This window comes from Mesorhizobium sp. WSM4817 (assembly GCF_055811135.1).
This window is the reverse complement of record NZ_JBVVQQ010000005.1, coordinates 179,214-202,217: the sequence shown is the minus strand read 5'-3', so window position 1 is coordinate 202,217 and position 23,004 is coordinate 179,214. Positions and strand designations below refer to the sequence as shown.

General features: G+C 62.6%; 19 protein-coding genes and 1 other RNA gene. 12 read left to right on the top strand and 8 right to left on the bottom strand.

Features of this window, described 5'->3' with window-relative positions:
* Positions 1 to 55: 55 nt before the first annotated feature.
* Positions 56 to 1,078 (top strand): ArsR/SmtB family transcription factor, encoded by a 1,023-nt coding sequence (locus AC0L2K_RS09725; RefSeq protein WP_128167193.1) that lies wholly within the window; start codon positions 56 to 58, stop codon positions 1,076 to 1,078.
* Positions 1,078 to 1,995: a methylenetetrahydrofolate reductase [NAD(P)H] gene (gene metF, locus AC0L2K_RS09720; RefSeq protein ID WP_128167192.1), complete on the top strand. Its 918-nt coding sequence runs from the start codon at positions 1,078 to 1,080 to the stop codon at positions 1,993 to 1,995. The genes AC0L2K_RS09725 and metF overlap by 1 nt, the downstream gene beginning before the upstream one ends.
* Before the next feature lie 597 nt (positions 1,996 to 2,592).
* Here the strand turns inward: metF and AC0L2K_RS09715 are convergent.
* Complete coding sequence (locus tag AC0L2K_RS09715) at positions 2,593 to 3,510, bottom strand: DMT family transporter (RefSeq protein ID WP_128167191.1); 918 nt, start codon at positions 3,508 to 3,510, stop codon at positions 2,593 to 2,595.
* 217 nt (positions 3,511 to 3,727) lie between these two features.
* On the opposite strand from AC0L2K_RS09715, the gene AC0L2K_RS09710 reads away from it, so the two are divergent.
* Positions 3,728 to 4,948, top strand: coding sequence for an alanine racemase (locus AC0L2K_RS09710; RefSeq protein ID WP_027153812.1), 1,221 nt, complete (start codon positions 3,728 to 3,730; stop codon positions 4,946 to 4,948).
* Positions 4,949 to 5,085: 137 nt separating this feature from the next.
* Here AC0L2K_RS09710 and AC0L2K_RS09705 read toward each other — a convergent pair whose 3' ends face one another.
* Complete coding sequence (locus AC0L2K_RS09705; RefSeq protein WP_473531218.1) at positions 5,086 to 5,817, bottom strand: SDR family oxidoreductase; 732 nt, start codon at positions 5,815 to 5,817, stop codon at positions 5,086 to 5,088.
* 130 nt (positions 5,818 to 5,947) lie between these two features.
* Between AC0L2K_RS09705 and AC0L2K_RS09700 the strand changes: the two genes are divergently transcribed.
* On the top strand, positions 5,948 to 6,841 hold the full coding sequence (locus AC0L2K_RS09700) for a LysR family transcriptional regulator (protein ID WP_128174206.1): 894 nt from the start codon (positions 5,948 to 5,950) through the stop codon (positions 6,839 to 6,841).
* Between the two features lie 197 nt (positions 6,842 to 7,038).
* Here the strand turns inward: AC0L2K_RS09700 and AC0L2K_RS09695 are convergent, their stop codons facing one another.
* Both AC0L2K_RS09695 and AC0L2K_RS09690 read right to left on the bottom strand, forming a co-directional pair.
* Positions 7,039 to 8,214: a lytic murein transglycosylase gene (locus AC0L2K_RS09695; protein WP_023798717.1), complete on the bottom strand. Its 1,176-nt coding sequence runs from the start codon at positions 8,212 to 8,214 to the stop codon at positions 7,039 to 7,041.
* 80 nt (positions 8,215 to 8,294) lie between these two features.
* Positions 8,295 to 9,086, bottom strand: a complete 792-nt coding sequence (locus AC0L2K_RS09690) for a glycoside hydrolase family 25 protein (protein ID WP_023798718.1) — start codon at positions 9,084 to 9,086, stop codon at positions 8,295 to 8,297.
* Positions 9,087 to 9,309: 223 nt separating this feature from the next.
* Here AC0L2K_RS09690 and AC0L2K_RS09685 point away from each other — a divergent pair, with 223 nt between their 5' ends.
* Positions 9,310 to 10,689, top strand: coding sequence for a serine hydrolase domain-containing protein (locus tag AC0L2K_RS09685; RefSeq protein WP_128167185.1), 1,380 nt, complete (start codon positions 9,310 to 9,312; stop codon positions 10,687 to 10,689).
* Between the two features lie 553 nt (positions 10,690 to 11,242).
* On the opposite strand, the gene AC0L2K_RS09680 is transcribed toward AC0L2K_RS09685, so the two are convergent.
* From AC0L2K_RS09680 to AC0L2K_RS09670, 3 genes are all read right to left on the bottom strand, one after another.
* Positions 11,243 to 11,929, bottom strand: coding sequence for a class I SAM-dependent methyltransferase (locus tag AC0L2K_RS09680; RefSeq protein ID WP_128167183.1), 687 nt, complete (start codon positions 11,927 to 11,929; stop codon positions 11,243 to 11,245).
* Positions 11,926 to 13,173 (bottom strand): BtaA family protein, encoded by a 1,248-nt coding sequence (locus tag AC0L2K_RS09675; protein WP_473531217.1) that lies wholly within the window; start codon positions 13,171 to 13,173, stop codon positions 11,926 to 11,928. Before AC0L2K_RS09675 ends, AC0L2K_RS09680 begins: the two co-directional genes overlap by 4 nt.
* Positions 13,174 to 13,255: 82 nt before the next feature.
* Positions 13,256 to 17,173 carry a hydantoinase B/oxoprolinase family protein gene (locus AC0L2K_RS09670; RefSeq protein ID WP_473531216.1) on the bottom strand — a complete coding sequence of 1,306 codons (3,918 nt, stop codon included), beginning with the start codon at positions 17,171 to 17,173 and terminating at the stop codon, positions 13,256 to 13,258.
* Positions 17,174 to 17,373: 200 nt separating this feature from the next.
* On the opposite strand from AC0L2K_RS09670, the gene AC0L2K_RS09665 reads away from it, so the two are divergent.
* The 7 genes from AC0L2K_RS09665 to AC0L2K_RS09635 all read left to right on the top strand — a co-directional run bounded on the left by AC0L2K_RS09665 (position 17,374) and on the right by AC0L2K_RS09635 (position 21,693).
* Positions 17,374 to 17,574: a hypothetical protein gene (locus tag AC0L2K_RS09665; protein WP_023798723.1), complete on the top strand. Its 201-nt coding sequence runs from the start codon at positions 17,374 to 17,376 to the stop codon at positions 17,572 to 17,574.
* A 297-nt stretch (positions 17,575 to 17,871) separates the two neighbouring features.
* Complete coding sequence (locus AC0L2K_RS09660) at positions 17,872 to 18,591, top strand: J domain-containing protein (protein ID WP_023798724.1); 720 nt, start codon at positions 17,872 to 17,874, stop codon at positions 18,589 to 18,591.
* The gene (locus AC0L2K_RS09655; RefSeq protein WP_128167179.1) at positions 18,588 to 19,349 is read left to right on the top strand and encodes an N-acetylmuramoyl-L-alanine amidase; all 762 of its coding nucleotides are present in this window, start codon (positions 18,588 to 18,590) and stop codon (positions 19,347 to 19,349) included. Before AC0L2K_RS09660 ends, AC0L2K_RS09655 begins: the two co-directional genes overlap by 4 nt.
* 181 nt (positions 19,350 to 19,530) lie before the next feature.
* On the top strand, positions 19,531 to 20,322 hold the full coding sequence (locus AC0L2K_RS09650; protein ID WP_473531215.1) for a lytic transglycosylase domain-containing protein: 792 nt from the start codon (positions 19,531 to 19,533) through the stop codon (positions 20,320 to 20,322).
* Positions 20,323 to 20,381: 59 nt separating this feature from the next.
* Positions 20,382 to 20,779, top strand: an RNA gene (gene rnpB / locus AC0L2K_RS09645) — RNase P RNA component class A.
* A gap of 306 nt (positions 20,780 to 21,085) precedes the next feature.
* Positions 21,086 to 21,370, top strand: a complete 285-nt coding sequence (locus AC0L2K_RS09640; RefSeq protein ID WP_027153799.1) for a type II toxin-antitoxin system ParD family antitoxin — start codon at positions 21,086 to 21,088, stop codon at positions 21,368 to 21,370.
* Complete coding sequence (locus AC0L2K_RS09635) at positions 21,367 to 21,693, top strand: type II toxin-antitoxin system RelE/ParE family toxin (RefSeq protein WP_128167175.1); 327 nt, start codon at positions 21,367 to 21,369, stop codon at positions 21,691 to 21,693. The genes AC0L2K_RS09640 and AC0L2K_RS09635 overlap by 4 nt, the downstream gene beginning before the upstream one ends.
* On the opposite strand, the gene AC0L2K_RS09630 is transcribed toward AC0L2K_RS09635, so the two are convergent.
* A complete protein-coding gene (locus AC0L2K_RS09630; RefSeq protein ID WP_128167173.1) occupies positions 21,670 to 22,785 on the bottom strand; it encodes a cystathionine gamma-lyase in 1,116 nt (371 codons plus the stop codon). The two genes, AC0L2K_RS09635 and AC0L2K_RS09630, sit on opposite strands and share 24 nt — an antisense overlap.
* Positions 22,786 to 23,004 lie beyond the last annotated feature (219 nt).

The following is a 23,004-nucleotide window of genomic DNA, read 5'->3' as shown; positions in this document are numbered from 1 at the left end:
GCCTGTCAAAATCGACATAAACATATGTTTATATCTTTTCAAAGAGAATGCTCGCATGCATGTCGCGCTCGACACCATGGTAGATACATTGAAGGCGGCGGCCGAATCCAGCCGATTGCGCATCCTGGCGTTGCTGTCGCGCGGCGACCTCACCGTTTCCGATCTCACCGAAATCCTCGGCCAGTCGCAGCCGCGCGTCTCGCGCCACCTGAAGCTTTTACTGGAGGCGGGGCTGATCGGCCGCTATCAGGAGGGCTCCTGGGCCTTCTTCCGGCTGTCGGATTCGGATGCGGCGCGGGACTTCGTGCTCAGGCTGGTCTCCGGTATCCGGGGTGCCGATCCGCAGGTCGAGCGTGACCTCGAGCGGTTGGCGGCGGTCAAGCGCAAGCGGCAGGATCGCGCCGCCGAATATTTCTCCGCAAATGCCGCAAGCTGGGATCACATCCGCTCGCTGCATGTGCCGGACCGCGCCGTGGAGGCAGCGCTGGTCAAGCTCGTCGGCAAGCGGCCGTTCCAGTCGATGCTCGACCTTGGCACTGGGACCGGGCGGCTGCTCGAGATCTTTTCGCCGCTCTACCGGCGCGGCATCGGCATCGACATGTCGCGCGAGATGCTGACGGTGGCGCGCGCCAATCTCGACAAGGCCGGCATTTCGAATGCGCAGGTGCGCCAGGGCGACATTTTTGCGCCGCCGGTCGAGCGCGACGCCTTCGATCTCGTCACCATCCACCAGGTGCTGCACTATCTCGACGATCCCGCCCGCGCCATCCGCGAGGCAGCAAGGCTGCTGCGTCCGGCAGGCCGGCTGGTGATCGTGGATTTCGCTCCGCATTCGCTGGAATTCCTGCGCGACGCCCACGCGCATGTGCGGCTCGGCTTTGCCGACCGGCAGATCACCGAGTGGTTTTCCGAGGCCGGGCTCGACCTCGAAGAGAGCCAGGAATTCGAGCCGCGCGCCGGCAATGAACCCCGGCTCACCGTAAAACTGTGGCTCGGCCGTGACCAGCGCATGCTGATCGCCGATCCTTCCAACCATGCACAACCGGCCAATGCCTTTCCGATAGGGGAAACCGCCTGATGAACCAGTTCCGCCTTTCCCGCCGCCCCGACATTGGCGACAAGATTAGGGTTTCGTTCGAGTTCTTCCCGCCGAAGAGCGACGAGATGGAAGCAAGGCTGTGGGACACAGTTACCCGGCTGCAGCCGCTCAAGCCGAAATTCGTCTCCGTCACCTATGGCGCCGGCGGCTCGACCCGCGAGCGCACGGCGCGCACGGTCAAGCGCATCCTCAACGAAACGACGCTGACGCCGGCGGCGCACATGACGTGCGTCGATGCGGCGCGTCACGAGGTCGATGAAGTCATCCAGGAATTCGCCGACATGGGTGTCACCCGCTTCGTCGCCCTGCGCGGCGATCCGGCCGAGGGCGTCGGCGCCGCCTATCGTCCGCATCCGGACGGCTATGCCAATGGCGCCGAACTGGTGGGGGCGCTGAAAGGTGTCGGCGATTTCGACATCTCGGTCTCGGCCTATCCGGAAAAGCATCCGGAGAGCCCGGATTTCGCCACTGACATCGATATGCTGAAGCGCAAGGTCGACAATGGCGCGACGCGAGCGATCACCCAGTTCTTCTTCGACAACGACCTCTACGAGCGCTATGTCGAGCGGGCGCGGCGGGCCGGCATCTACATACCGATCGTGCCGGGCATATTGCCAGTCCACAATTTTACCCAGGTCGCCAATTTCTCGGCGCGCTGCGGCGCGCTGGTGCCGGCGTGGATGGCCGAGCGCTTCGACGGGCTGCAGACGGACCCGCAGACACATGCGCTGGTGGCGGCCGCGGTGGCGGCCGAGCAGGTGCTGGACCTTGTCGAGCGCGGCGTCGGCGATTTTCATTTCTACACCATGAACCGCGCCGATCTGGTCTTCGCCATCTGCCACATGATCGGCATCCGCTCGCACGAGGCTGAAGCCGCAGGGTCCGCCGCGGCGTAACTCCCCGTCAAATCCGGGATGCAAAAAGGCCGGGTAAAAAACCCGGCCTTTTCAATGACTTGGACTATTTTGTGCTGCTTCCGTTGCTTGGCGGGTCTACGGAAGAAAGCCCATAATCAGCGCCCCGATGAATGCAAATGCAGCACAAATCATCAATGCGTTGATTGGCCTGGTAAGCCCCATGTCATAGCCTCCTCTTAAAGAGCTATGGCCAGAGTCTAGGGGCATTTCTGCCACAGGCAAGCGGAAACTATGCTGCAATGCGACGACAATGTGGAATTTGCGACAGGCCATTTGCCGTTAGGCATTGAAACTCTTCGGCAAAATCCCGCTTCGGCCCTGTGTACAAAATGTGACGGAGCTGGGGCAAGAATGGGTATGGCAGCGCTACCGCCGCTGAAAGTCGGAATCGATTTTCGCGTCGGTACGAAGATTCGACAAGTTGAGTTGGAGCGTCGTTTGGGCGTCCGATTGGACCCTCAATCGTGTCAGGCCTGGGAAGCGACCCGCTTCAGCTTGTTGGTCATGCATGTCGTTATCGCAAACCGCTACGCACCCTCGGTTCAAGCCCGAGGGCGTGCTTTTGGGCGACATGCATCAGCGTCGGCCGAACAGGCGGCCGTCGATGGTGACGAGGCCGATCGCGATCAGCGCCATGCCGCCGAGCTCGAACAATTCGAGCCGTTCGCCCAGGAACAGAAAGCCGAGCAGGATCGCGCTGGCCGGCACGATGAGCGTGACCAGCGAGGCGTTGGTGGCGCCGGCCGAGGCGACGAGGTTGAAATAGAGGATGTAGGCGAAGGCGGTGGACAGCAGGGCCAGCGCCAACACCGCCGCCCAGACCGGCGGCGAGGCCGAAAACAGGTTGGCAGTGCCGTGGCCAAGCAGCACGATCGGGATCATGATGATGGTCGAAGCGGTCAATTGTCCAGTGGCGATGACCGGTGACGGCACACCCTTGAAGCGGCGGGCGATCATCAGGGCCACCGCATAGGACAGCGAGGCGCCGACCAGCGCAAATTTCGCCCAGACCGGACCGCCCAGCCCGGCAAGCAGGCCGGGACCGATCATCACCGCAGTGCCGACGATGCCGAGCGCGATCCCGGCAAGCTTGTTCCAGGAGAGCTTTTCGTCTGATGTCAGCGCGTTGGCGAGGATCAACGTCCAGAACGGCGTCGTCGAATTGAGCACCGAGGCGACACCGGCGCCAAGCTCGGTCTGGCCGGCGAAGATCAGCGAGAACGGTATGACGTTGTTGACGAGCGCCAGCAGAAAGAACAGGCCGGCATGCGGCAAGGCGATGCGGAAGGACGGACCGCGCAGGCCGAGATAGAGATGCAGCGCCAGCGCCGCGATGGCGACGCGAAACAGCACCAGCACCAGCGGCGGAATCTCGGCAACCGCAATGCGGGCAAAGAAGAACGAGCCACCCCAGATCGCACCGAGCAGCAGAAGCTGCGCCCAGTCTTTCAAGACCATGGGGCCGCGCATTGCCGTCGTGGTTGTGATCGCCATGGAGAATCCTCCCGGATGGTTCTGAATGCCAAGTCAATCAGGCGTCTGTTCAGGCCATATTCTGTTCGATGGCAAGGGCCACCCGAAACCAGATCAGTGGACTAGCATTGCATCATCTGCCGTAGCGCCGCAGCGTCAGGGGTGCGAGACACAGAATTGTTTTCATTCCCGCATAGGTTGGATTAATTGTGCGCAGTCTAACCCAAGGGATTCGTCCATGCAGCAATTCGAAAATGCGCGCGAAGCGGCGCTGGCGCTTCGCCCGGACGATCCGATCTATTGCTTCCGCCCGCAGGTGCTGAAGGCGGACGCCAGGCAGTTCATGGGCATGTTTCCCGGCAAGACCGCCTATGCGGTCAAGACCAACGGCGAGCAGATCGTGCTGAAGGCGCTGGTCGAGGCCGGCGTCGGCGCTTTCGACGTGGCCTCGCCCGGCGAATTCGCCGCCGTGCGCGCGGTCTCGCCGGACGCCGAGATGCTCTACATGCATCCGGTCAAGGCACAGTCGGACATCAAGCTGGCGCTGGAGAAATATGGCATCCGGGTCATCTCGCTCGACCACGAGGACGAGATCACCAAGCTGACCCGCGTGGTGCGGGCGCTCGACATCGATCCGGGTGCGATCACCGTGTTCGTGCGCATCCAGACGAAAGGATCGGCCGCCTACGAACTGTCGAAGAAGTTCGGCGCCGGACCGGCCAATGCGGTCGAACTGGCCGAACGGCTGAACAGGACGGGCTACAAGGTCGGCTTGTGCTTTCATGTCGGCAGCCAGATCGAGGATCCCGACACCTATGAGCGCGCGCTGGCCTCGGCCGACTGGGTGCGCAACCGCGTCAGCTTCGACATCGCCGGCCTCGACGTCGGTGGCGGTTTTCCCGCCGAATACGGCCATGATCCCAACCGCAAGCAGATCGAGATGCCGTCGCTCGGCCAGATCATGTCGCGGCTGTCGGGCGATCTCAAGGAATACCAGTTCGACCAGATGCCGCTGGTGGCGGAGCCGGGCCGGGTGATCGTGGCGCGCTGCCTGTCGCTGATCGTGCGCGTGCTGCTGCGCAAGGGCAAGCGGCTCTACATCAATGACGGCATCTGGGCGTCGCTGTCGGATTCATGGACCGGCAAGATCACGCTGCCGGCGCGCTTCATTCCAGACCCGGCGATCCGCTCGCGCAATGGCGAGGAGAAGACCATCGTGCCGTTCAAGGTCTGCGGGGCGACCTGCGATTCCGTCGACATCCTGTCGCGGCCGTTCTGGCTGCCGGAAACGGTCGATACCGGCGATTGGATCGAGATCGGCCATATCGGCGCCTATTCGCTGTCGCTGAGGACACGGTTCAACGGCTTCTATCCCGACACGTTTGTCGAGGTGACGACGCCGTTCGATGAGGGCGATGCGCCACAGGGGTTTGCTAGCCTGGAGACGATGGCGGATTAGTGAATGGTGAATGGTGAATGGTGAATGGTGAATGGTGAATGGTGAATGGTGAATGGTGCGTAGTCAGTAGTCAATAGTCATTAATCAGCGGTGACTGCCTAATTCCACTGCCACTACCATTCACTATTCACTACCCACTAAGCAACGCCGCCGCCGGCCTGGATGTTCTCGCCGGTCAGGCAACGGGCCTCGTCGGAGGCGAGGAAAACCGCGACATCGGCAACATCGCGCGGCGCTCCGATCCTGCCGAAGGGCGACATCCCGGCGGCGATCGCGCGATCCCGCTGCGGGAGCAGGTCGGTGTCGGTAAAGCCTGGCGAAAGCGCATTCACGGTGACGGAGCGCGGTCCGAGTTCGCGCGAGAGGACGCGGACGAACTGCTCGACGGCTCCTTTGCTGCCGAGATAAAGGGCGGTCTGGGTGAAGAACATCTTGGTTCCACCGGTGGAAACCGCGATGATACGGCCACCGTCGCGCACGCGCCGCGCCGCTTCCTGAAGCGTGAAGAAGGTGCCTTTGGCATTGGCGCCGAAGACGTGGTCGAAGTCGGCTTCGGTGGCCTCGACCAACGGCTTTATGACGGCGACGCCGACATTGGCGACGACGATATCAATCGCGCCCATCTGCTTCTCGGTTTCATCGAACAGCCGGCGAATGTCGGAAACAATGGAGATATCGGCCCGAATGGCGACGGCCTTGCCGCCATTCTCGCGGATGGCGGCAACGGCTTCCTGGACGGCTTTCTCGTTGCCGACATAATTGACGACCACGGCCGCGCCGTTTGCCGCGAGCCCCTCGGCGATGGCGCGGCCGATGCCGCGCGAACTGCCGGTCACGAGCGCGATTTTGCCTTCAAGCGAATGATACATAGCTGTCCCTTTCTCGTCTGGCTACGGCCGTTCCAAATCGAGCGGCGGCGTTCCATGTGGACGTTAGGGGCATGCTATTGATCAGATAATAGCCTATGATCGAACAGGCTTGTTAAGTCTGGGGTACATAATGCGAGGGACCGAGTTTTCCGAGCTGAGGGCGTTCGCGACGATCGTCGAGGAAGGCAGCTTTGTCCGCGCCGCGGCCAGGCTCAGAATTTCGCCGCCGGCGCTTAGCCAGACGATACGCGGGCTGGAGGAGCGTGTCGGTGTCCGGCTGCTCAACCGCACGACCCGCAGCGTGTCGCCGACCGCTGCAGGCGAAACGCTGTTTGCCCGCCTCGCTCCGGCATTCAGCGAACTCGAAGGGGCTGTCGCCGACGCGCATGCATCACGCGATCGACCGGCAGGCTCGCTGCGTATCAATGTTCCACGCATCGCCGCCATGCGTTTCATCGTGCCCATCCTCGGCGATTTCCGCCACGCCTATCCCGATATTGCCCTCACCATCATCGTCGACGACATGCTGACCGATATTGTCGAGGGACGATTCGATGCCGGAATCAGGCTTGGTGAGCGGCTGCATAAGGACATGGTGGCGGTGAAACTCAGCGGGGAGCTGGAGATGGCCGCAGTGGCGGCGCCCAGCTATCTCGAGGATCACCCCATGCCCCGTCATCCCGCCGACCTGCACCATCACCAATGCATCAATTTCCAGTGGCCCGGTGGCGGCAACGTCTATCGATGGGAGTTCGCGCGAGGCCAACACGCTTTGGAAATAGCCGTGAACGGCGGTCTGACGGTCAACGACACGGAACTGATGATCAGGGCGGCCCTGGATGGGATCGGCGTGGCTTACATGCTGGATTACCAGGTTCGGCCGTGGATCGAAACCGGCAAGCTCATCCGTTTTCTCGAAGCCTGGTCGCCGAGATTTCCGGGCTTTTACCTATATCATACAAGCTCCCGGCAGGTTCCGCCGGCCTTGCGTGTGTTTATCGACTTCCTGCTTGCCAGGCGATGACGGATTAGTGAATAGTGAATAGTGAATAGTGAATAGTGAATAGTGAATAGTGAATAGTGAATAGTGAATAGTGAATAGTGAATAAGTCAGTAGCCAGTAGCCAGTAGTCAGTAGTCAGTAGTCAGTAGTGAGTACCTAATTCCACTCACCACCATTCACCATTCACCATTCACTACTCATTACTATTCACTAACCTGCTACAGCTTCGCCAAAAGCTCTGGTGTCGGCCAGCCGTCGACCGGCAGGCCTAGCCGCATCTGCTCCTTGCGGATCGCTTCGCGGGTGTTGGTGCCCAGGATGCCGTCGACCGTTCCCACGTCATAGCCTCTGGCCTCGAGCTTTGTCTGCAATGCCCTCATCTGGTCGCCGTTGAGGCCGGGTTCGGGATTGCGCGGGTCGAATTGCGGCGCACCCGCCAGCCGCGCGGCGAGATTTGCCGCGGTCAGCGCATAGGTGAAGGACTGGTTCCATTCGAGGTAGACGTCGAAATTGTCGTAGACCAGGAAGGCTGGCCCCTTGCGGCCCATAGGCAGTGCGAGGCCTGCCTTCAGGCCGTTGTCGACAAGCGGCGTGCTGTTCGGGTTGGTGACACCCCACTGAGCCCATTGCGCCAGCGGCAGCTTGTTGGTGCGGCCGGTCTGGTCCCATGGCAAGTCGTCCGGCACGCGGACTTCCTCGATCCAGGGCTGGTCTCGTTTCCAGCCGCGCGACGTGATCTTGTTGGCCGTGGTCATGATCACATCAGGCGCGCTGCCGCGCAGGTCGATCACTTCGTCGCCGTCGCCGTCGACGCCTCGGCCGAGATAGTCGGAAGGCAGCATCTGCGTCTGGCCGATTTCGCCCGCCCAGGCGCCGGTGACGTCGGCCGGGACCACGCCGCGATCGATCAGCGTCAACAATGGCACGATCTGGGGCCGGAAGAGCTGCGGGCGACGACAGTCGTGAGAGAGCGTGACCAACGCGTTCAGCGTTTGGAAATCGCCCTGCACGGCGCCGAAATCGGTTTCCAGCGCCCAGAAGGCGGCAATGACCGGGGCCTGAACGCCGAATTCGCGATCGGCGCGGGCAAACACGTCGGCATATTCCTTTAAGACGACCGCGCCCTGCTTCAGCCGATAGGCCGATATCATGCGGTTCGAAAACTCGATGAAGGTCTGGGTAAAGACGCCTTGGGCGCGATCTCGCGCCAGCACCTTTCCATCGAGAGCGGCGGTTTCCAGCGCCTCAAGTCCGGCAGTGCCGACGCCGGCGTTCTTCGCCTCGGCCACAACGCCCTGCTTCCAGGCCTGGAAATCGCCGCCGCATTGCTGTGCCACCGCCGGCGACGTGGCGGCCAGAAACAGCGCCGCGAGAATTTCCAAGCGCAATCGCATCGCCATCCTCCCGAGAAGATTACCGGCGGTTGCAGGCGTCCTTCATTGGCTGTGTCGAAAAGCAGGCTGCAGGCCCGCTGTCAACGGGTGTTCTGCCGCAGCCATTTGTTCCAGGTGGCTTCCGAGCCGTTGAACACGTTGATATCGGCCTTCCCTGAGATGCCCGGCACAATACCGGTTCCGGTGTACTGCCAGAAGGTGAACGGGTGGCTGCCGTATCTTTTGCGCGGATGGCCGGCCACCGAACGCAGCCAGTAGGGATAGCCGCGGAAGGCCGACAGGCCGTTGTCGTCGAAGAAATCGATCGAGGTGTAGATGATCGGCTTCTTGCCATAGTGCTTTTCGACGATTTCGAGGAAAGTGCTCATCTCGCTGCGCACCGTGGCCGCATTGGGGCGCAGCTTGCAGGTCGGCGATTGCGGGTTCCATTCCATGTCGAGAACCGGCGGCATTGCCGAGCGGTCTCTGGGCACGTTCTGGATGAACCAGCGCGCCTGCGTCGCGGCCGGTGTGCAGAAATAGTAGAAATGATAGGCGGCGCGCGGAATTCCGGCGGCTTTCGTGCGGCTCCAATGCTCGTTGAAATACGCGTCGAAGCGATCGCCACCTTCCGTCGCCTTGACGAAAACGAAGGAAATGCCGCTTGCCCTGGCCGCCGGCCAATCGACCGAGGTCTGGTATTTGGAGACGTCGGTGCCATGGACGGCATAGCTCCACGGCGCGCCGCTGTCCCACTCATGCGGGTCGGAGTCGTCAAAACGGGGTGCGCGCACCGCAACGCTCGGCGCGCCCGATGAGGGAGGCGCAAGATCGTCGACGGTCGAGCAGGCGCCCAGCAGCGTCAGCAAGATGAAAGCCGCGAAACGGCGCATCGCTACTCCTGAACCGGTTTCAGCCGGCCGCTGATGGGTTGTTGCTGCAGGTGGTCCCTCGACCGTGCCCCCAAGCGATCGCCCCACAGGACCGCTCTCCTATCCCTGGTGTATCGCTGATCATGGTTGATATTCCGTTGACAGCGCTCGACCAGAACCGCGATTTTGCCGAAGCAATGACGGCAAATCGATGGCATAGATGAGCTTCCGGGGGAATCGGAAAATGCAGATTGCTCTGAGGCTGGTGAAGTGGCTGCTCGGGCTGGCCGTATTGGCGGTCGCAGCACTCGCCGCCTGGCTTTACATCGCGCCGCCGGAACTGATCCGAGTCGGCTCGGGTTATACGGCCAAGATCGTCTGCTCGAATGTCTTCATCGCCGGACGCGATGCCGATGAGGTGCTCGCAGTCGACGTGCAGGCGCCGGGCCATCCACTGCTGCGGCTGATGAGGATGTCCGTCGACAAGGAACAGGGCACGGTTTCGGCCGGGCTGTTCGGCGTGTTCGGCAAGAGCGTCGCCGTCGTTCGAGACGGGCTTGGCTGCACCGCGGTTCCGGGCGGCGACATCGCCCGGGCCAAAGCAGTCGCCGGGCCGGCGCTGACACCGCCGCCGCCGCTCGACGCGCTCTGGCCGGAGGGCGACAAGGTCGACGCATCGCAAAACCCCGAGATCGCGAAAATCCTCGACGATCCTGCAATGACCGGCGCCGGTATGCGGGCGGTGGTGGTGGTCAAGAACGGCCGCATCGTCGCCGAGCGTTATGGCGCAGGCTTTACCCAAAAGACGCCGCTGCTTGGCTGGTCGATGACCAAGACGGTCAATGCCGCGATCGTCGGCACGCTGGTGAAGGACGGCAAGATGGTGATGACGAACCAGGGCCTGTTCGGGCCCTGGAAAGCGGACGGCCGCGCCGCCATCAGCCTCGCCGACATGATGGCGATGTCGAGCGGGCTGGAGTTCAACGAGGATTATGGCGACGTCACCGACGTGACGCGGATGCTCTACCTCGAGCCTGATATGGCGGGCTTTGCCGGATCCAAGCCGCTGACCGGCGAGGTGGGCAAGGTATTTTCCTATTCAAGCGGCACGGCAGCGATGCTGTCGCGGCTTTGGCAGGATGCGGTCGGCGACAAGGACAAGGCGCTGGCGTGGCCAAGGATTGCGCTGTTCGACCCGCTCGGCATGCAGAGCGCGGTGCTGGAGACCGACGAGCACGGCACCTTCGTCGGCTCGTCCTATCTCTACGCCACCGCCCTCGACTGGGCGCGCTTCGGCCAGTTCCTGCTGCAGGATGGTGTCTGGAACGGCCAGGAGGTCCTGCCTGCGGGCTTCGTCGCCTGGATGCGGGAAGCCGCAACCGCCTCGAAAGTCTACGGCAGGGGCCAGGTGTGGATCGAGGGTCCGGGCGACGAGGAGAGCCCCGGCGCCGGCATCGCTGCGGGCCTGCCAAGGGATAGCTATTGGATGGAAGGCCATGACGGGCAGACGGTCGCCATAATCCCCTCGGCGCAGCTTGTGGTGGTGCGGCTCGGCCTGACGCCGGCCAAGCTCGGCTACCGGCCGCAGATCATGCTGGCAGCACTGGTGAAGGCGCTGCATTAGAGGAATGCGGCGATCGCTCGCCGCAGGGTCTATGCAGCTGTCGCCAAAGGCCTTCCACGATCAACACGCGCCCGCCCGTCTGGCGAGGAGCGAAGCGACGCGACCGATCTTGGGATTCCGTGACCTTGGAGCGCTTCTGCGGTGCAGAACCTTCGATCGCGGAGCGAGGCGCCCCCCTCTGTCCTGCCGGACATCTCCCCCACAAGGAGGGAGGTTGGCAGCTCGCGCGCCTCACCCTTCTTTCAAACGTTGAAGATTGGCGAAGCCGGACGCGACATCTGATCTCCCCCCAAGTGGGGGAGATGTCCGGCAGGACAGAGGGGGCGCGACGGATCACTGCTGTTTTCGTTCTGAGCCGCTGCATTCTTCGGCTGATGTCACGGAATGGATCCCAGGTTCTGCGCCGTGTCGCTTCGCTCCTTGCTTGACCTAGGATGACGAAGGCGCGGGGGCTTATGGCTAATCGCAGACGTTGGAGATTGGCGGTTGCAGGCCGGTCGGCAGCGACCCTCCACAGGGCTCAGTCAAAGAGCAAATCCTCTGGGCTGCGGAACTAGCTGGCGATCTTGATCACGGCCAGCCAAGTGTAATCGCGGTAAAGCGTTCTAAACCGAAGGGTTGCGCCGCGTCTTGCAGATTCCGATTCCAGGACGTCCCGCAGGGCCTCACGCGGCTCGACGTGGAATTTTCTCAGCCAGCCGCGCAGCAGCGCGCGGATCCAGCGGGGCAGGGCCTCCTGCTGGCCGAAATCGACGACGTGCAGCGAACCGCCGGGTGACAGGGCTGCAAGTGCCGCGGAAATCGTCTTCTCCCAGCCGGGGATCATCGACAGCGAATAGGAGACAAAAATGCGGTCGAAGCTTTCGATGGAAAATAGCGCCTTCGCGTCGAAATCGGTGGCGTCGCCGCGCGCCAGCTTGACGCGGCCGGAAAGACCTTCGCGGGCAATGGCAGCAGTGGCCGTTTCCAGCATTTCGGCTGAAATATCGAGACCGAAGAAGCGGGCGTCGGGATAAAGGCGGGCGGCGAGGACGATGTTGCGGCCGGTGCCGCAGCCAAGCTCGAGCACGGTGCCGCCGGACGGCACATCCAGCCCTGATATCAACCGGTCGCGGCCGAGCAGGTAATATTTGCGGGTCAGGTTGTAGACGTGGCGCTGCCAGCGGTAGACGTCGTCCATCAGTTCGCCGTGCCCGGCCGGCTGTTCGCCGCGCCTGGCCGGCAGATCGGTCGCGCTCATGCGGCTTGCTTCACATAGAGGTGGAAGCCGCCATAGATGGCCGAACGGTCGCGGGCCGAGAATTCGCGCGAGGCCTCGTCCGCATAGCTCCACTCGTCGAGCAGCGACTTCGAGACCCGGCCGGGCAACAGGCTGGGTTCGGCCGCAGTGCGGAAGATGACGCGAGCGTCGGTCGACGCGGTACGGGTGATCTCGGCCCACAGCGCATTGAGCTGGTCGTCGGTCATCCAGTCCTGCGCGTCGAGCAGGACGAAGCGGTCGACCGAACCGGCATCCTTGCCGGCAAGGAACTCGATCAGATTGGCATGGTGGACGGCGACGCGGTCGACATTGTTGCGGATCGCTTGGTAGTTGCGTTTTTCGAGATAGGCAGGCAGCGCCGCCTCGCCGGGATTGGGATAGCGGCGGGCAAAAGCCTGCCAGGCGAAATAGTTGTTCTCCAGCGGAAAATCGCAGGCGAGCTTTTCCAGCCGGGCCTTCAGCACGCTGGCCATGGTGCCGTCGCCCGAGGTGATCAGCGAATCGTACTGCGCCGGCGGAATGCCGAGGCCGAACAGCGAGGCTTTTCGCGATGTTGCCCATTTCAGCAGCGGTTTTTCGAAGACCGGCGCCAGTTCCTCGTCGAAGAAGCGGCGCTGGTCGGCCATGCTTTTGGCTTCCATGATGCCGGCCGGATCGACGCCGAAGAATTTGGCGGTGCGGTGGCCCATGGCGATGAACAGGCCGAGCAGGCCGGTCTGGTAGAAATTGCGGTCGAAGACGGCGATGCGGCGACGCCGGCGCCAGTTGCGATGTTCCCAGTAATCGCGGCTGACCGGGTCGAGATGCGGCGCGATGAAACGGTCGTAGGCCTGCGAATTGTGACGGGTCTCGGCAGCGCCGAAGAAACGGAACAGGTCGCCCTGCGACGGCAGATGGCGCACCGCTTCGAGCTTCATGCGGTTCAGCGCGATATGGGCGGCGTTGAGATCGACGGCGTCGACCCTTTCGGGTGACCGGGTGAGATAGGCAAGGATGTTACAGCCGCCCGACGCGATGGTGACGACGCGGTGGCCCTGGCCAAGCTGCATCGCCTCCATGTCGACGTCGGGGTCTTCCCAGATCTGCGGATAGACGAGGCCGGAAAACAGCAAGGCGAAGAGCCGCTCGGAGAGGCCGGCCTTAGACAGCGGGCGGTTCTGGTAGACGGCCTTGCCAACTTGCTTGCCGCGGCGAAAAACCAGTTCTCCGGAAACATCCGTCATGACAAGGCGATTCCCCGTTTGCTCTGGCGCAAGCGGGTAGCGCAGGTGGATGACAGGCCGGTGACAGTCTGTTGAGGCGAGTTCAGGCGTTGCCAAATCCGCCCGGCGTCGGCGTCGTCACGATGACGGCTTCACCGGCCTCGAGCACCGTCTGGTCGCAAGCCTTCAGGACTTCGATGCTGCCATCCTTGCGGCGAACCTTGGTCGAGCCGACCTCGCCATCGCCGCCGCCGTCCAGGCCTTGCGGCGGGCGGTTGCGATGTGAAGACAGGATCGCGCATTCCATCTTTTCGAGGAAACGGATGGTGCGCTCGGTGCCGTCGCCGGCACTCCATTTGCCTTTGCCGCCGGAACCTTCGCGGATGTGGAAATCCTCGAGCAGGACGGGGAACCGCAACTCCAGCACTTCCGGGTCGGTCAGGCGCGAATTGGTCATGTGGGTGTGGACGCCGGAGGTGCCGGCAAAGCTGCGGCCGTTGTTCATCCGGCCTGCCGGCGAGCCGGAGCAGATCGTCTCGTAATACTGGTACTGCTTGTTGCCGAAGGTGAGGTTGTTCATCGTGCCTTGCGCATTGGCCATGGCGCCCATGGCGCCGAACAGCGCATTGGTGACATGCTGCGAGGTCTCGACATTGCCGGCGACGACCGCGGCCGGGTAGGTCGGCTTCAGCATGCAACCTTCGGGAATGATGATGTTGATCGGTCTCAGACACCCGGCATTCATCGGGATCATGTCCTCGACCATGACGCGGAAGGCATAGAGCACGGCTGCGCGGGCGACCGGCTCGGGGGCGTTGAAGTTGTTCTTCATGACCGGCGATGTGCCGGTGAAGTCGACGGTTGCCTCGCGCTTTTGCCGGTCGACCGATATCTTCACCTTGATGATTTGGCCGGTGTCGGTCGGATACTCGTATACGGAGCTGTCGGGCAGCCGCTCCAGCACGCGGCGCACGCTTTCGGCGGCATTGTCCTGGACATGGCCCATATAGGCCTCGACCACGCCAAGGCCGAAATGCGCGACCATCTCGCGCAACTCGGCAACGCCCTTTTCATTGGCGGCAATCTGCGCCTTGAGGTCGGCGATGTTCTGGTGCGGATTGCGCGCCGGGTAGGGGTGGTCGGTGAGCAGTGTCTCCAGCTCCTTCTCGCGGAACCGGCCGCGATCGACGATGCGGAAATTGTCGAACAGCACGCCTTCCTCGTCGACGGTGGTGGCGAGCGGCGTCATCGAGCCGGGCGCCGTGCCGCCAATGTCGGCATGATGGCCGCGCGAGGCGACGTAGAAGAGGATCTTTGGCGATTGGCCGATCTCCCCCCTTGTGGGGGAGATGCCCGGCAGGGCAGAGGGGGGCAACGTCGAGCGCTCAGCTTCGCGGTATGCCGGCTCGCCAATTGGAGGCGTTGGCGGGACAGCGCCCCCCTCTGTCGGCTTCGCCGACATCTCCCCCACATGGGGGGAGATTGGGCGCCCATCCTCAAAGACCGGCGTCACCACGGTGATGTCGGGCAGATGTGTGCCGCCATTATAAGGCGCATTCAGTGCAAAGACGTCGCCGGGGTGAATGTCGCCGGAGTTGAGCCGGATGATGGTTTCCACCGAACGGTCCATGGAGCCGAGATGCACCGGCATGTGCGGCGCATTGGCGACCAGCGCGCCATTGCGGTCGAAGACGGCACAGGAGAAATCCAGCCGTTCCTTGATGTTGACCGAATAGGCGGTGTTTTGCAGCGTCACGCCCATCTGTTCGGCGATCGACATGAACAGGTTGTTGAACACCTCCAGCATGACCGGATCGGCCTCGGTGCCGAGCGCCGCCAGCCGGCGCTTTTTCTCGATGCGACGCAGGAGCACGTGGTTCCTGGCGGTGATTTCGGCCTGCCAGCCCGGCTCGACGACGATGGTCTGGTTCGGTTCGATGACCAGGGCCGGGCCGCCTAGCTTGTGCCCCGGTTTGAGCGCCTCGCGGCGGAAAATGCCGGCGTCTCGCCAGGTGCCGTCGATGAAGATTTGCCGATTTTCCGAAGGGTTTGAGGCGATGTCCTCAAGGATTGAATCACTTTCCTCGCGGCCGGCGGCGCCGCTGTCGATACCTTCGACGCCGACCGATTCCACGATCATCGCCTTGTCGTCATAGACGAAGCCGAACTGCGCCTTGTGCGCTGATTCGAAATCCGCCTTGGCGCGTGCGATCGAACCGTGCTCGAAATTCACCGGCAGCGCGGTGTCGGTGCCGTCGTAGCGGATCTGCAGCACCGGTTTCGAGGCGACGGCGTTCTCGGCAATGCCTTGCGCGGCAAGTTCGTCGATGACGGCTTTGCGCAGCGTCGCGATGAGCTCGTCGATTGCCGGCCTGGACACTTCCGCCAGCGGTTTCAGCAGCGCCTGCTGGCGCGACGAAAAAATCGAGGACAATCCAATGCCATAGGCCGACAGCAGGCCGGAGAAGGGATGGATCAGCACCGCCTCCATGCCGAGTGCGTCGGCAACGAGGCAGGCGTGCTGGCCGCCGGCGCCGCCAAAACAGTTCAGGAGATACTCGGTGACGTCGTAGCCGCGCTGCACGGAAATCTTCTTGATGGCGTTGGCCATGTTTTCGACGGCGATGGTGACGAACCCTTCGGCGACCGCCTCCGGCGTGCGGCCGTCGCCGATTTCGGCGGCGAGTGCGGCGAATTTCTCGCGCACGGTTTGCACATCGAGCGGCTCGTCCTGGCCGGGTCCAAAAATGGCCGGGAAGAAGTCGGGCTGCAGCTTGCCCAGCATGACATTGGCGTCGGTGACGGCCAGCGGGCCGCCGCGCCGGTATGCGGCCGGGCCGGGATTGGCGCCGGCCGAATCCGGCCCGGCGCGAAAACGGCCGGCCTCGTAGTGCAGGATGGAGCCGCCGCCGGCGGCGACGGTGTGAATGCGCATCATCGGCGCGCGGATGCGCACGCCGGCAACCTCGGTGTCGAAGGCGCGCTCATAGTCGCCGTCATAATGAGCGACGTCGGTTGAGGTGCCGCCCATGTCGAAGCCGATGACCTTGTCGAAACCGGCGAGCTTTGCTGTCTCGACCATGCCGACGACGCCGCCGGCCGGACCGGACAGCAACGCGTCCTTGCCCTGGAACATATCGGCGGCGGTAAGGCCGCCGGATGACATCATGAACATCAGGCGAGGGGATTCCCTCCCCCTTGAGGGGAGGGTGGCGGCGAAGCCGCCGGGTGGGGTCGGCTCGACTGGGTTCGACGCTCTGGCGGTGCCTTCTGAGATGACCCCCTCTGTCGGCTTCGCCGACATCTCCCCCTCGAGGGGGGAGAGGACGCCCAGCTCTTGCGCCACCTTCTGCACATACCTTGCCAGAATCGGCGACAGATAGGCGTCGACCACGGTCGTGTCGCCGCGGCCGACCAGCTTGATGAGCGGCGAGACCTCATGACTGACCGAGACCTGCGAAAACCCCAGTTTCCTGCAGACTTTTGCAACCGCCTTTTCGTGGTCGGGATATTTCCAGGCATGCATGAACACGATCGCCACCGCGTCGATGCCGTCGGCCCTGGCTTGTTCGATGGCCGGGCGCATGGCGGCGATGTCGAGCAGCCTTTCGACGCGGCCGTCGGCGCGCACGCGCTCATCGACCTCGATGACGCGCTCGTTGAGCTGTTCGGGAAGGATGATCTGCTTGGCGAAGATATCGGGCCGCGCCTGATAAGCGATCCTCAGCGCGTCGCGAAATCCCCTGGTGATGAGCAGCAGCACACGGTCGCCCTTGCGCTCCAGAAGCGCGTTGGTGGCAACGGTGGTGCCCATCTTGATGTCGCCGATCAGGCCGGATGGGATCGGCGCGCCGGATTTTAGCCCGAGCAGATCGCGAATGCCCTGGATGGCGGCGTCGGCATAGGCTTCGGGATTTTCGGATAGCAGCTTGCGCGGGTGCAGCCCGCCTTGCGGGTCCCGGCCGATGACATCGGTGAAGGTGCCGCCGCGGTCGATCCAGAAATCCCATTTGGCGGTCACGGCAGCTCTCCCGGGCATTTTATTGATTCAAATGTGCTAATTCGCCATGGTCTGGTGTTAATTCGCCATGGCTTCGCCGGCAACGCAAAAGCAGATGATGTTACATACGGAAATGCAACGTTATGAAACCCATGGGGCATTTGGTGCATTCTGCCCTCGATCGTCACCGGTAGAGGGGGCGTGATTAGAGGAGAGATGTCATGAAGAAACTCATTCTTGCGTCGGTTTCGGCGCTTGCCCTGCTTGGCGTTGCGGCTTGCAGCGACAGCGGCACGGGCGGGGACGCCACCACCACGCAGAGCACCAATCCGCCGGCGAACGAACAGCCGATGCAGCCGGCTCCCGACGCGACCAAGCCGGCCGAGCCGGCTCCGGCACAGCCATCTGCGCCGGCGCAGTAATTCTTATGTGATGAACAGAAGGCCGGCATCGTGCCGGCCTTCTGACTTCAGGACAATCTTCTTGCGGTCGCCGCCGCAAGCTTGGTCGCCTGTCACTTTTTGGCCCAGCAGAAGGGGCCGAAATGGCGAGGTGACGAAGGCTTGCTACGCCCCTGCTGCCAGCTAATTTCCATGATCGACGGTTGCGCCGGCTGCTCAGGCGGCCGCGAAATCGGCTGGGCCGGCCCTGCGGCATTGGCTTCCAGCTTGATAGCGGTGGGCTTGATAGCGGCGGCCAGTTAGCCCTAATAGGTGCCCATGTCGATTTGGGATCGCCTCGGCGACTTCATCACCCGCGTTTCGTCCTCAACCTCGTCCGGCGTCGCCGACGTGGTCGAGGCTGTGCGCACGGTTTTCTCCGGCGACCCTGACCTGCGCCGGCGCGTCGCTTTCTCGGTGGCGATGATCGCGCTGTCGGCCAAGATGGCCAAGGCCGACGGCATCGTCACCCAGGACGAGGTGCGCGCCTTCCAGCAGATATTCGAAGTGCCGAAGGAGCAGACGCGCAATGTAGCGCGGCTCTACGATCTGGCCAAGCGCGACATCGCCGGCTTCGAGACCTATGCCGCGCGCATGGCGCAGCTTTGCGGCTCCGGCCATTCGAACTGCGCGATGCTGGAGGACATTCTCGACGGGCTTTTCCATATCGCCAAGGCCGACGGGCTGGTCCACGAGCGCGAAGGTCAGTTCCTGCATCGCATCGCCGAGATCTTCCGGATCGAGGAGGCGCATTACCAGAGCATTCTGGCCCGGCACGTCGATCTGGGTGCGGCCGATCCGTATGTCGTGCTCGGCATCGAGCGGGGAAAAACCTTCGAGGAGGTCAGGAAGCGTTACCGCAAGCTGGTTTCGGACAACCATCCCGACCGGCTGATCGCACGCGGCCTGCCGCAGGAATTCATCAAGATCGCAACCAGCAGGATAGCGGCGATCAACGCGGCCTATGAGATGATCGAACGGGGCCTGCGGCACGCATGAGCGGCTTCCTGCCCGACGAGCCGAGCGCCGAGGTCAGGGTATCGCCGAATTTCGGTCCACGACGCGAGACGGTCGACATGATCGTGCTGCACTACACCGGCATGGAGACCGGCGCCGGCGCCGAAGCATGGCTGTGCGATCCGGCCAGCGAGGTTTCGTCGCACTACCTCGTCCATGAGGACGGCCGCATCGTCCAGATGGTCAGGGAAAGCGACCGTGCCTGGCATGCCGGCAAGAGTTCCTGGTTCGGACGAAGCGACATCAACTCCTGTTCGGTCGGCATCGAGATCGTCAATCCGGGACATTCGCTGGGCTACCGGAATTTTCCGAAACGGCAGATCGATGCCCTGATCGGCCTGTGCAAGGGGATTGTTCAGCGCCATTCCATCCCGGCTCAACGGGTGCTCGCCCATTCCGACGTGGCGCCGGGACGCAAGATCGACCCGGGCGAGAGATTCCCCTGGAAGGCCCTGTTCGAGGCCGGTGTCGGCCATCTTGTCGAAGCGGCACCCGTCAGGCGCGGCGCGGTGCTGAAGGCCGGCGACGCGTCTGCCGAGGTCGAGGCGTTGCAGTCGATACTGGCGCTCTACGGTTATGGCGTGGAGATATCAGGCGCTTTCGATCGGCAAACTGAAATCGTGGTCGAGGCTTTCCAGAGGCATTTCCGGCAACGCAAAGTGGATGGCGTGGCCGACGGATCGACAATTCGCACGCTGGAACGGCTGCTTGGCTCGGTGAGGGCAGTTCCGTCCAAGTAGTCTTTTCCTGGCTGTAAGTTACAGCCTGTCATTTAAAGTGACTTGCCCCGCCTTTTTTGCCGCCAATTCGACCGTCAAAGGCGATCCGTGCAAGTTGTCGGACCTACAGCCCCAAATGTTCCGACGTTGATTGGCGTAGCTGCGTGAAGTTCTTCGCGCGGTTCAAACAGAACAGGATCCCATGCAGAAATTGACCGTTTTAACGGCAGCTGTTGCTGCCGGCGTAATGACTTTTGCCATCGGTGCGGCCAATGGCGCGCCTTTGAGCCAGCGGGCCGACCAGGGTTTCATGACCGCGTCCGATAAGACTGCCACGCCGAAAGCCGGGCAAGATGCCGGAGAAAAAAGGACAGCCTCGGCAAAGGCGAAAAAAGTTGCTGCGGTGAAAGCGAAAAAGCCAGCATCCGCAAAGGCGGAAAAGGTCTCTGCAAAGAAGGCAGTCGTTGCAAAGAAGCCAGTCCTTGCAAAGAAGGCAGTCTCCAAGCGGCATGTGAAGCGCAACAGGACCCGCATCGACCAGGCGACGACGGCGTCGATCGGCCGGCAAAGCCGGGCGGCGGCGCCGAAGCCGGCGGCCGCTGGCGATAGCGGCCAGTATTCGACGATCATCGAGCGTCATGCGGCCAGCAATGGTGTGCCGATCTCGCTCGCCAAGGCCGTCATCATGATCGAGAGCAGGTTTCAGCCGAACCAGGTCGGCCGCGCCGGTGAGATCGGCCTGATGCAGATCAAGCCGTCGACGGCGCGGATGATGGGTTACAGCGGCTCGATCAAGGATCTCCACGATCCCGAGACCAACATCAAATACGGCATGAAATACCTCGCCATGGCGCGCAACCTCGGCGACGGCACGACTTGCGGCACGATCCTGAAGTACAATGCCGGCCATGGCGCCAAGCGGATGAACCCGATTTCAGCGGCCTATTGCGGCAAGGTCAAAGTGCAACTGGCCGCGCTTGGAGCGCCGGCGTAATAGACCGGGACCTGCTTTTTTGTTTGCGTTTTCGAATGTGAATCCCTTTATACGCCTTGCCAGCTGGCCGGGCGGCCGCACCCGCGAAGCCGAAAGGCTGCGGGTGAGGAAAGTCCGGGCTCCATGGAGACACGGTGCCGGTTAATGGCCGGCGGGGGCGACCCTAGGGAAAGTGCCACAGAAAGCAAACCGCCACGATCCGTCGTGGTAAGGGTGAAAGGGTGGGGTAAGAGCCCACCGCGCGACTGGCAACAGGAGCGGCACGGTAAACCCCACCGGGAGCAAGACCGAATAGGGGCGGTGCGAGGGGAAACCCTCGAGGGCTGTTTCCGGCTCACCGCCCGGGTAGGTTGCGTGAGGCGCATGGCAACATGCGCCCAAGATGAATGGCCGCCACGTTCTCGCGCCGCAAGGGGCGAGGGCCATACAGAACCCGGCTTACAGGCCAGCTGGCAATTTTCGTCCAGATTCTACGTTTTCGTCCAGATTCTTGGGGGGAAACTCCCTGATATCAGCAGGTTGCGTCTTCGGGCGCGCTTGCTGGTTCAGGCGCTTCATTGACTGAATCAGCTTTTACTGGGCTGTGCATGGAGCAAGCGTTTCTTGAAACTGGTGCGATTAAATCGTACTTTTCTAAAGCGCGTCGCGTTCGACCGTCCTCTCGCGACGCGCTTTAGGTTGTTGTTTATGCATGTCGTTATCGCAGAACCGCTGCACACTTTTGCGCGACATGCATTAGTACGGGCGGTATCAGGAGCGCACCATGGGTCAGGTCGACAAACGCAGCATCACGCTTTCGCCGGAATTGGCGGCGGCGGTCGACGATGTGGTCGCCGCCGGCGAATATGCTTCGGCGAGCGAGGTGATCCGCGACGCACTCAGGCAATGGAAGGACCGCCGTGACTTGCACGGCTACACGGTCGAGGAGTTGCGCAAGCTGGTGCAGGAGGGGATCGACAGCGGACCGGCGCTGGACGGCCCGCCAATCATGGAACGACTGCGCGCCAAATATCTGAAAATGGCCGAGGCCAAAGGCCTTGAGGAGTGAAATACCGCCTGCTTCCTCAGGCATTAATCGACCTCGAACGTATCGGCGACTACATTGCCGAACACAACCCTGATGCGGCGATCCGCCTCGTGAATATCCTGGAGAGGCGTTGGGATTTGCTGACCCTGCATCCTTTCTCGGGCGCACCGCGGGAAGACATTGCGCCCGGCATCCGCCATTTGGTCGTCGGCGATCACCTCACCTTGTACCGTGTCGGCGCGGATGCAGTCGAGATCCTGCGTGTGCTGCATGGCCGGCGCAGTATCGAAGCCGACGATCTGGCTTCGAGATCGGTTCGCTCAACCGTCGACGCCGTCCAGTGACGCCTCGATCGCATGCCAAAGCGCTTCCACCGGCTCGCAGCCGACCGACAGGCGAACAAAGCCGGGCGGCACCGCATCACCCCAACGGGCGCGCCGCTCGGCCGAAGAGTGGACGCCGCCGAAGGAGGTCGCCGGCTGGATCAGGGCGCAGGCGCCGATGAACGCTTCGGCCCTGGCTTCACTCCCCAAGTCGAGGCCGACAAGGAAGCCGAAACGCTCCATCTGGGTGGTCGCCAGATTGTGTGAAGGGTCATCCTCCAGTCCAGGAAAGCGGACGGATTTCACGGCCCGATGATCTGTCAGGCGTCGGGCGATCAGTTCGGCCGATTTGCACATGCGGTCGAAGCGGACCTCCAGCGTCTCGAGGCCTCGATGGACCAGCCAGGCTTCGAATGGTCCGGGGATGGAGCCCGACAGTTTGCGCCACTCGCGGATGGCGGTGATGATGCCGGCGTCACGGCTGGCGACATGGCCGAACAGCGCGTCGGAATGGCCATTGGGCGCTTTTGTGTCAGCAGCAACGACGATATCGGCGCCGAGGTCGAGCGGGCGCTGACCGTAAGGCGTCATCGTGGTGTTGTCGGCGACGACCAGCGCGCCGGCCTCGTGCGCAAGGCGCGCCACGCCGGCCAGGTCGCAAATGTCCAGCCCGGGATTGGATGGGGTCTCGACGAACACCAGCCGGTAGCCGGAAAAACCGCCGTCCACAAAGGACTTGGTCGGTCGTGTGTCGAACGGGACGTCGAAAGGTTTGAGGAAGCGCTCGGCAAGCAGGCGCGGCGTGTAGTAACCGTCGGACGGCAACAGGATGCGATCGCCCGCCTTGAGCAGCGCGAAGAAGACCGCCGCGATCGCGGCCATGCCCGACGGGAACGCTACGGACGGCGCGTCCTCGAGGTGGCCGAGCATGTCTTCCACCGCTTCCCATGTCGGATTGTCGTAGCGCCCGTACTGGCTGACGCCGGCCGGATTGCCGGGCAGATGGAAAGTGGTCGTCATTGTCAGCGGCAGCGAGACCGGGTCGCCCTTGGCGAGCTTGACGCCACGCAAATGGGCAAGGGTGGCCGCGCGCGATTTGGCTGTTTCGGACATGCATTTTCAACCTTCTGACCGAGAAAAGAACCTGTTTCTGACCGAGAAAAGACAGGCCGACGCTATGCGTGGTGGCGCTCCGCGGCAAGCCGCCTCCGGTTAGGCCAAACCGCTCTAAACGCTTCGTTAGGCTTAATGGAGCATAAACACGGGAGTGCCGTCAAAGCTGCCCTCATCGGTTGTGGCGCGCGTTTTGTGAAGCCTATTCCCGTTGACGCC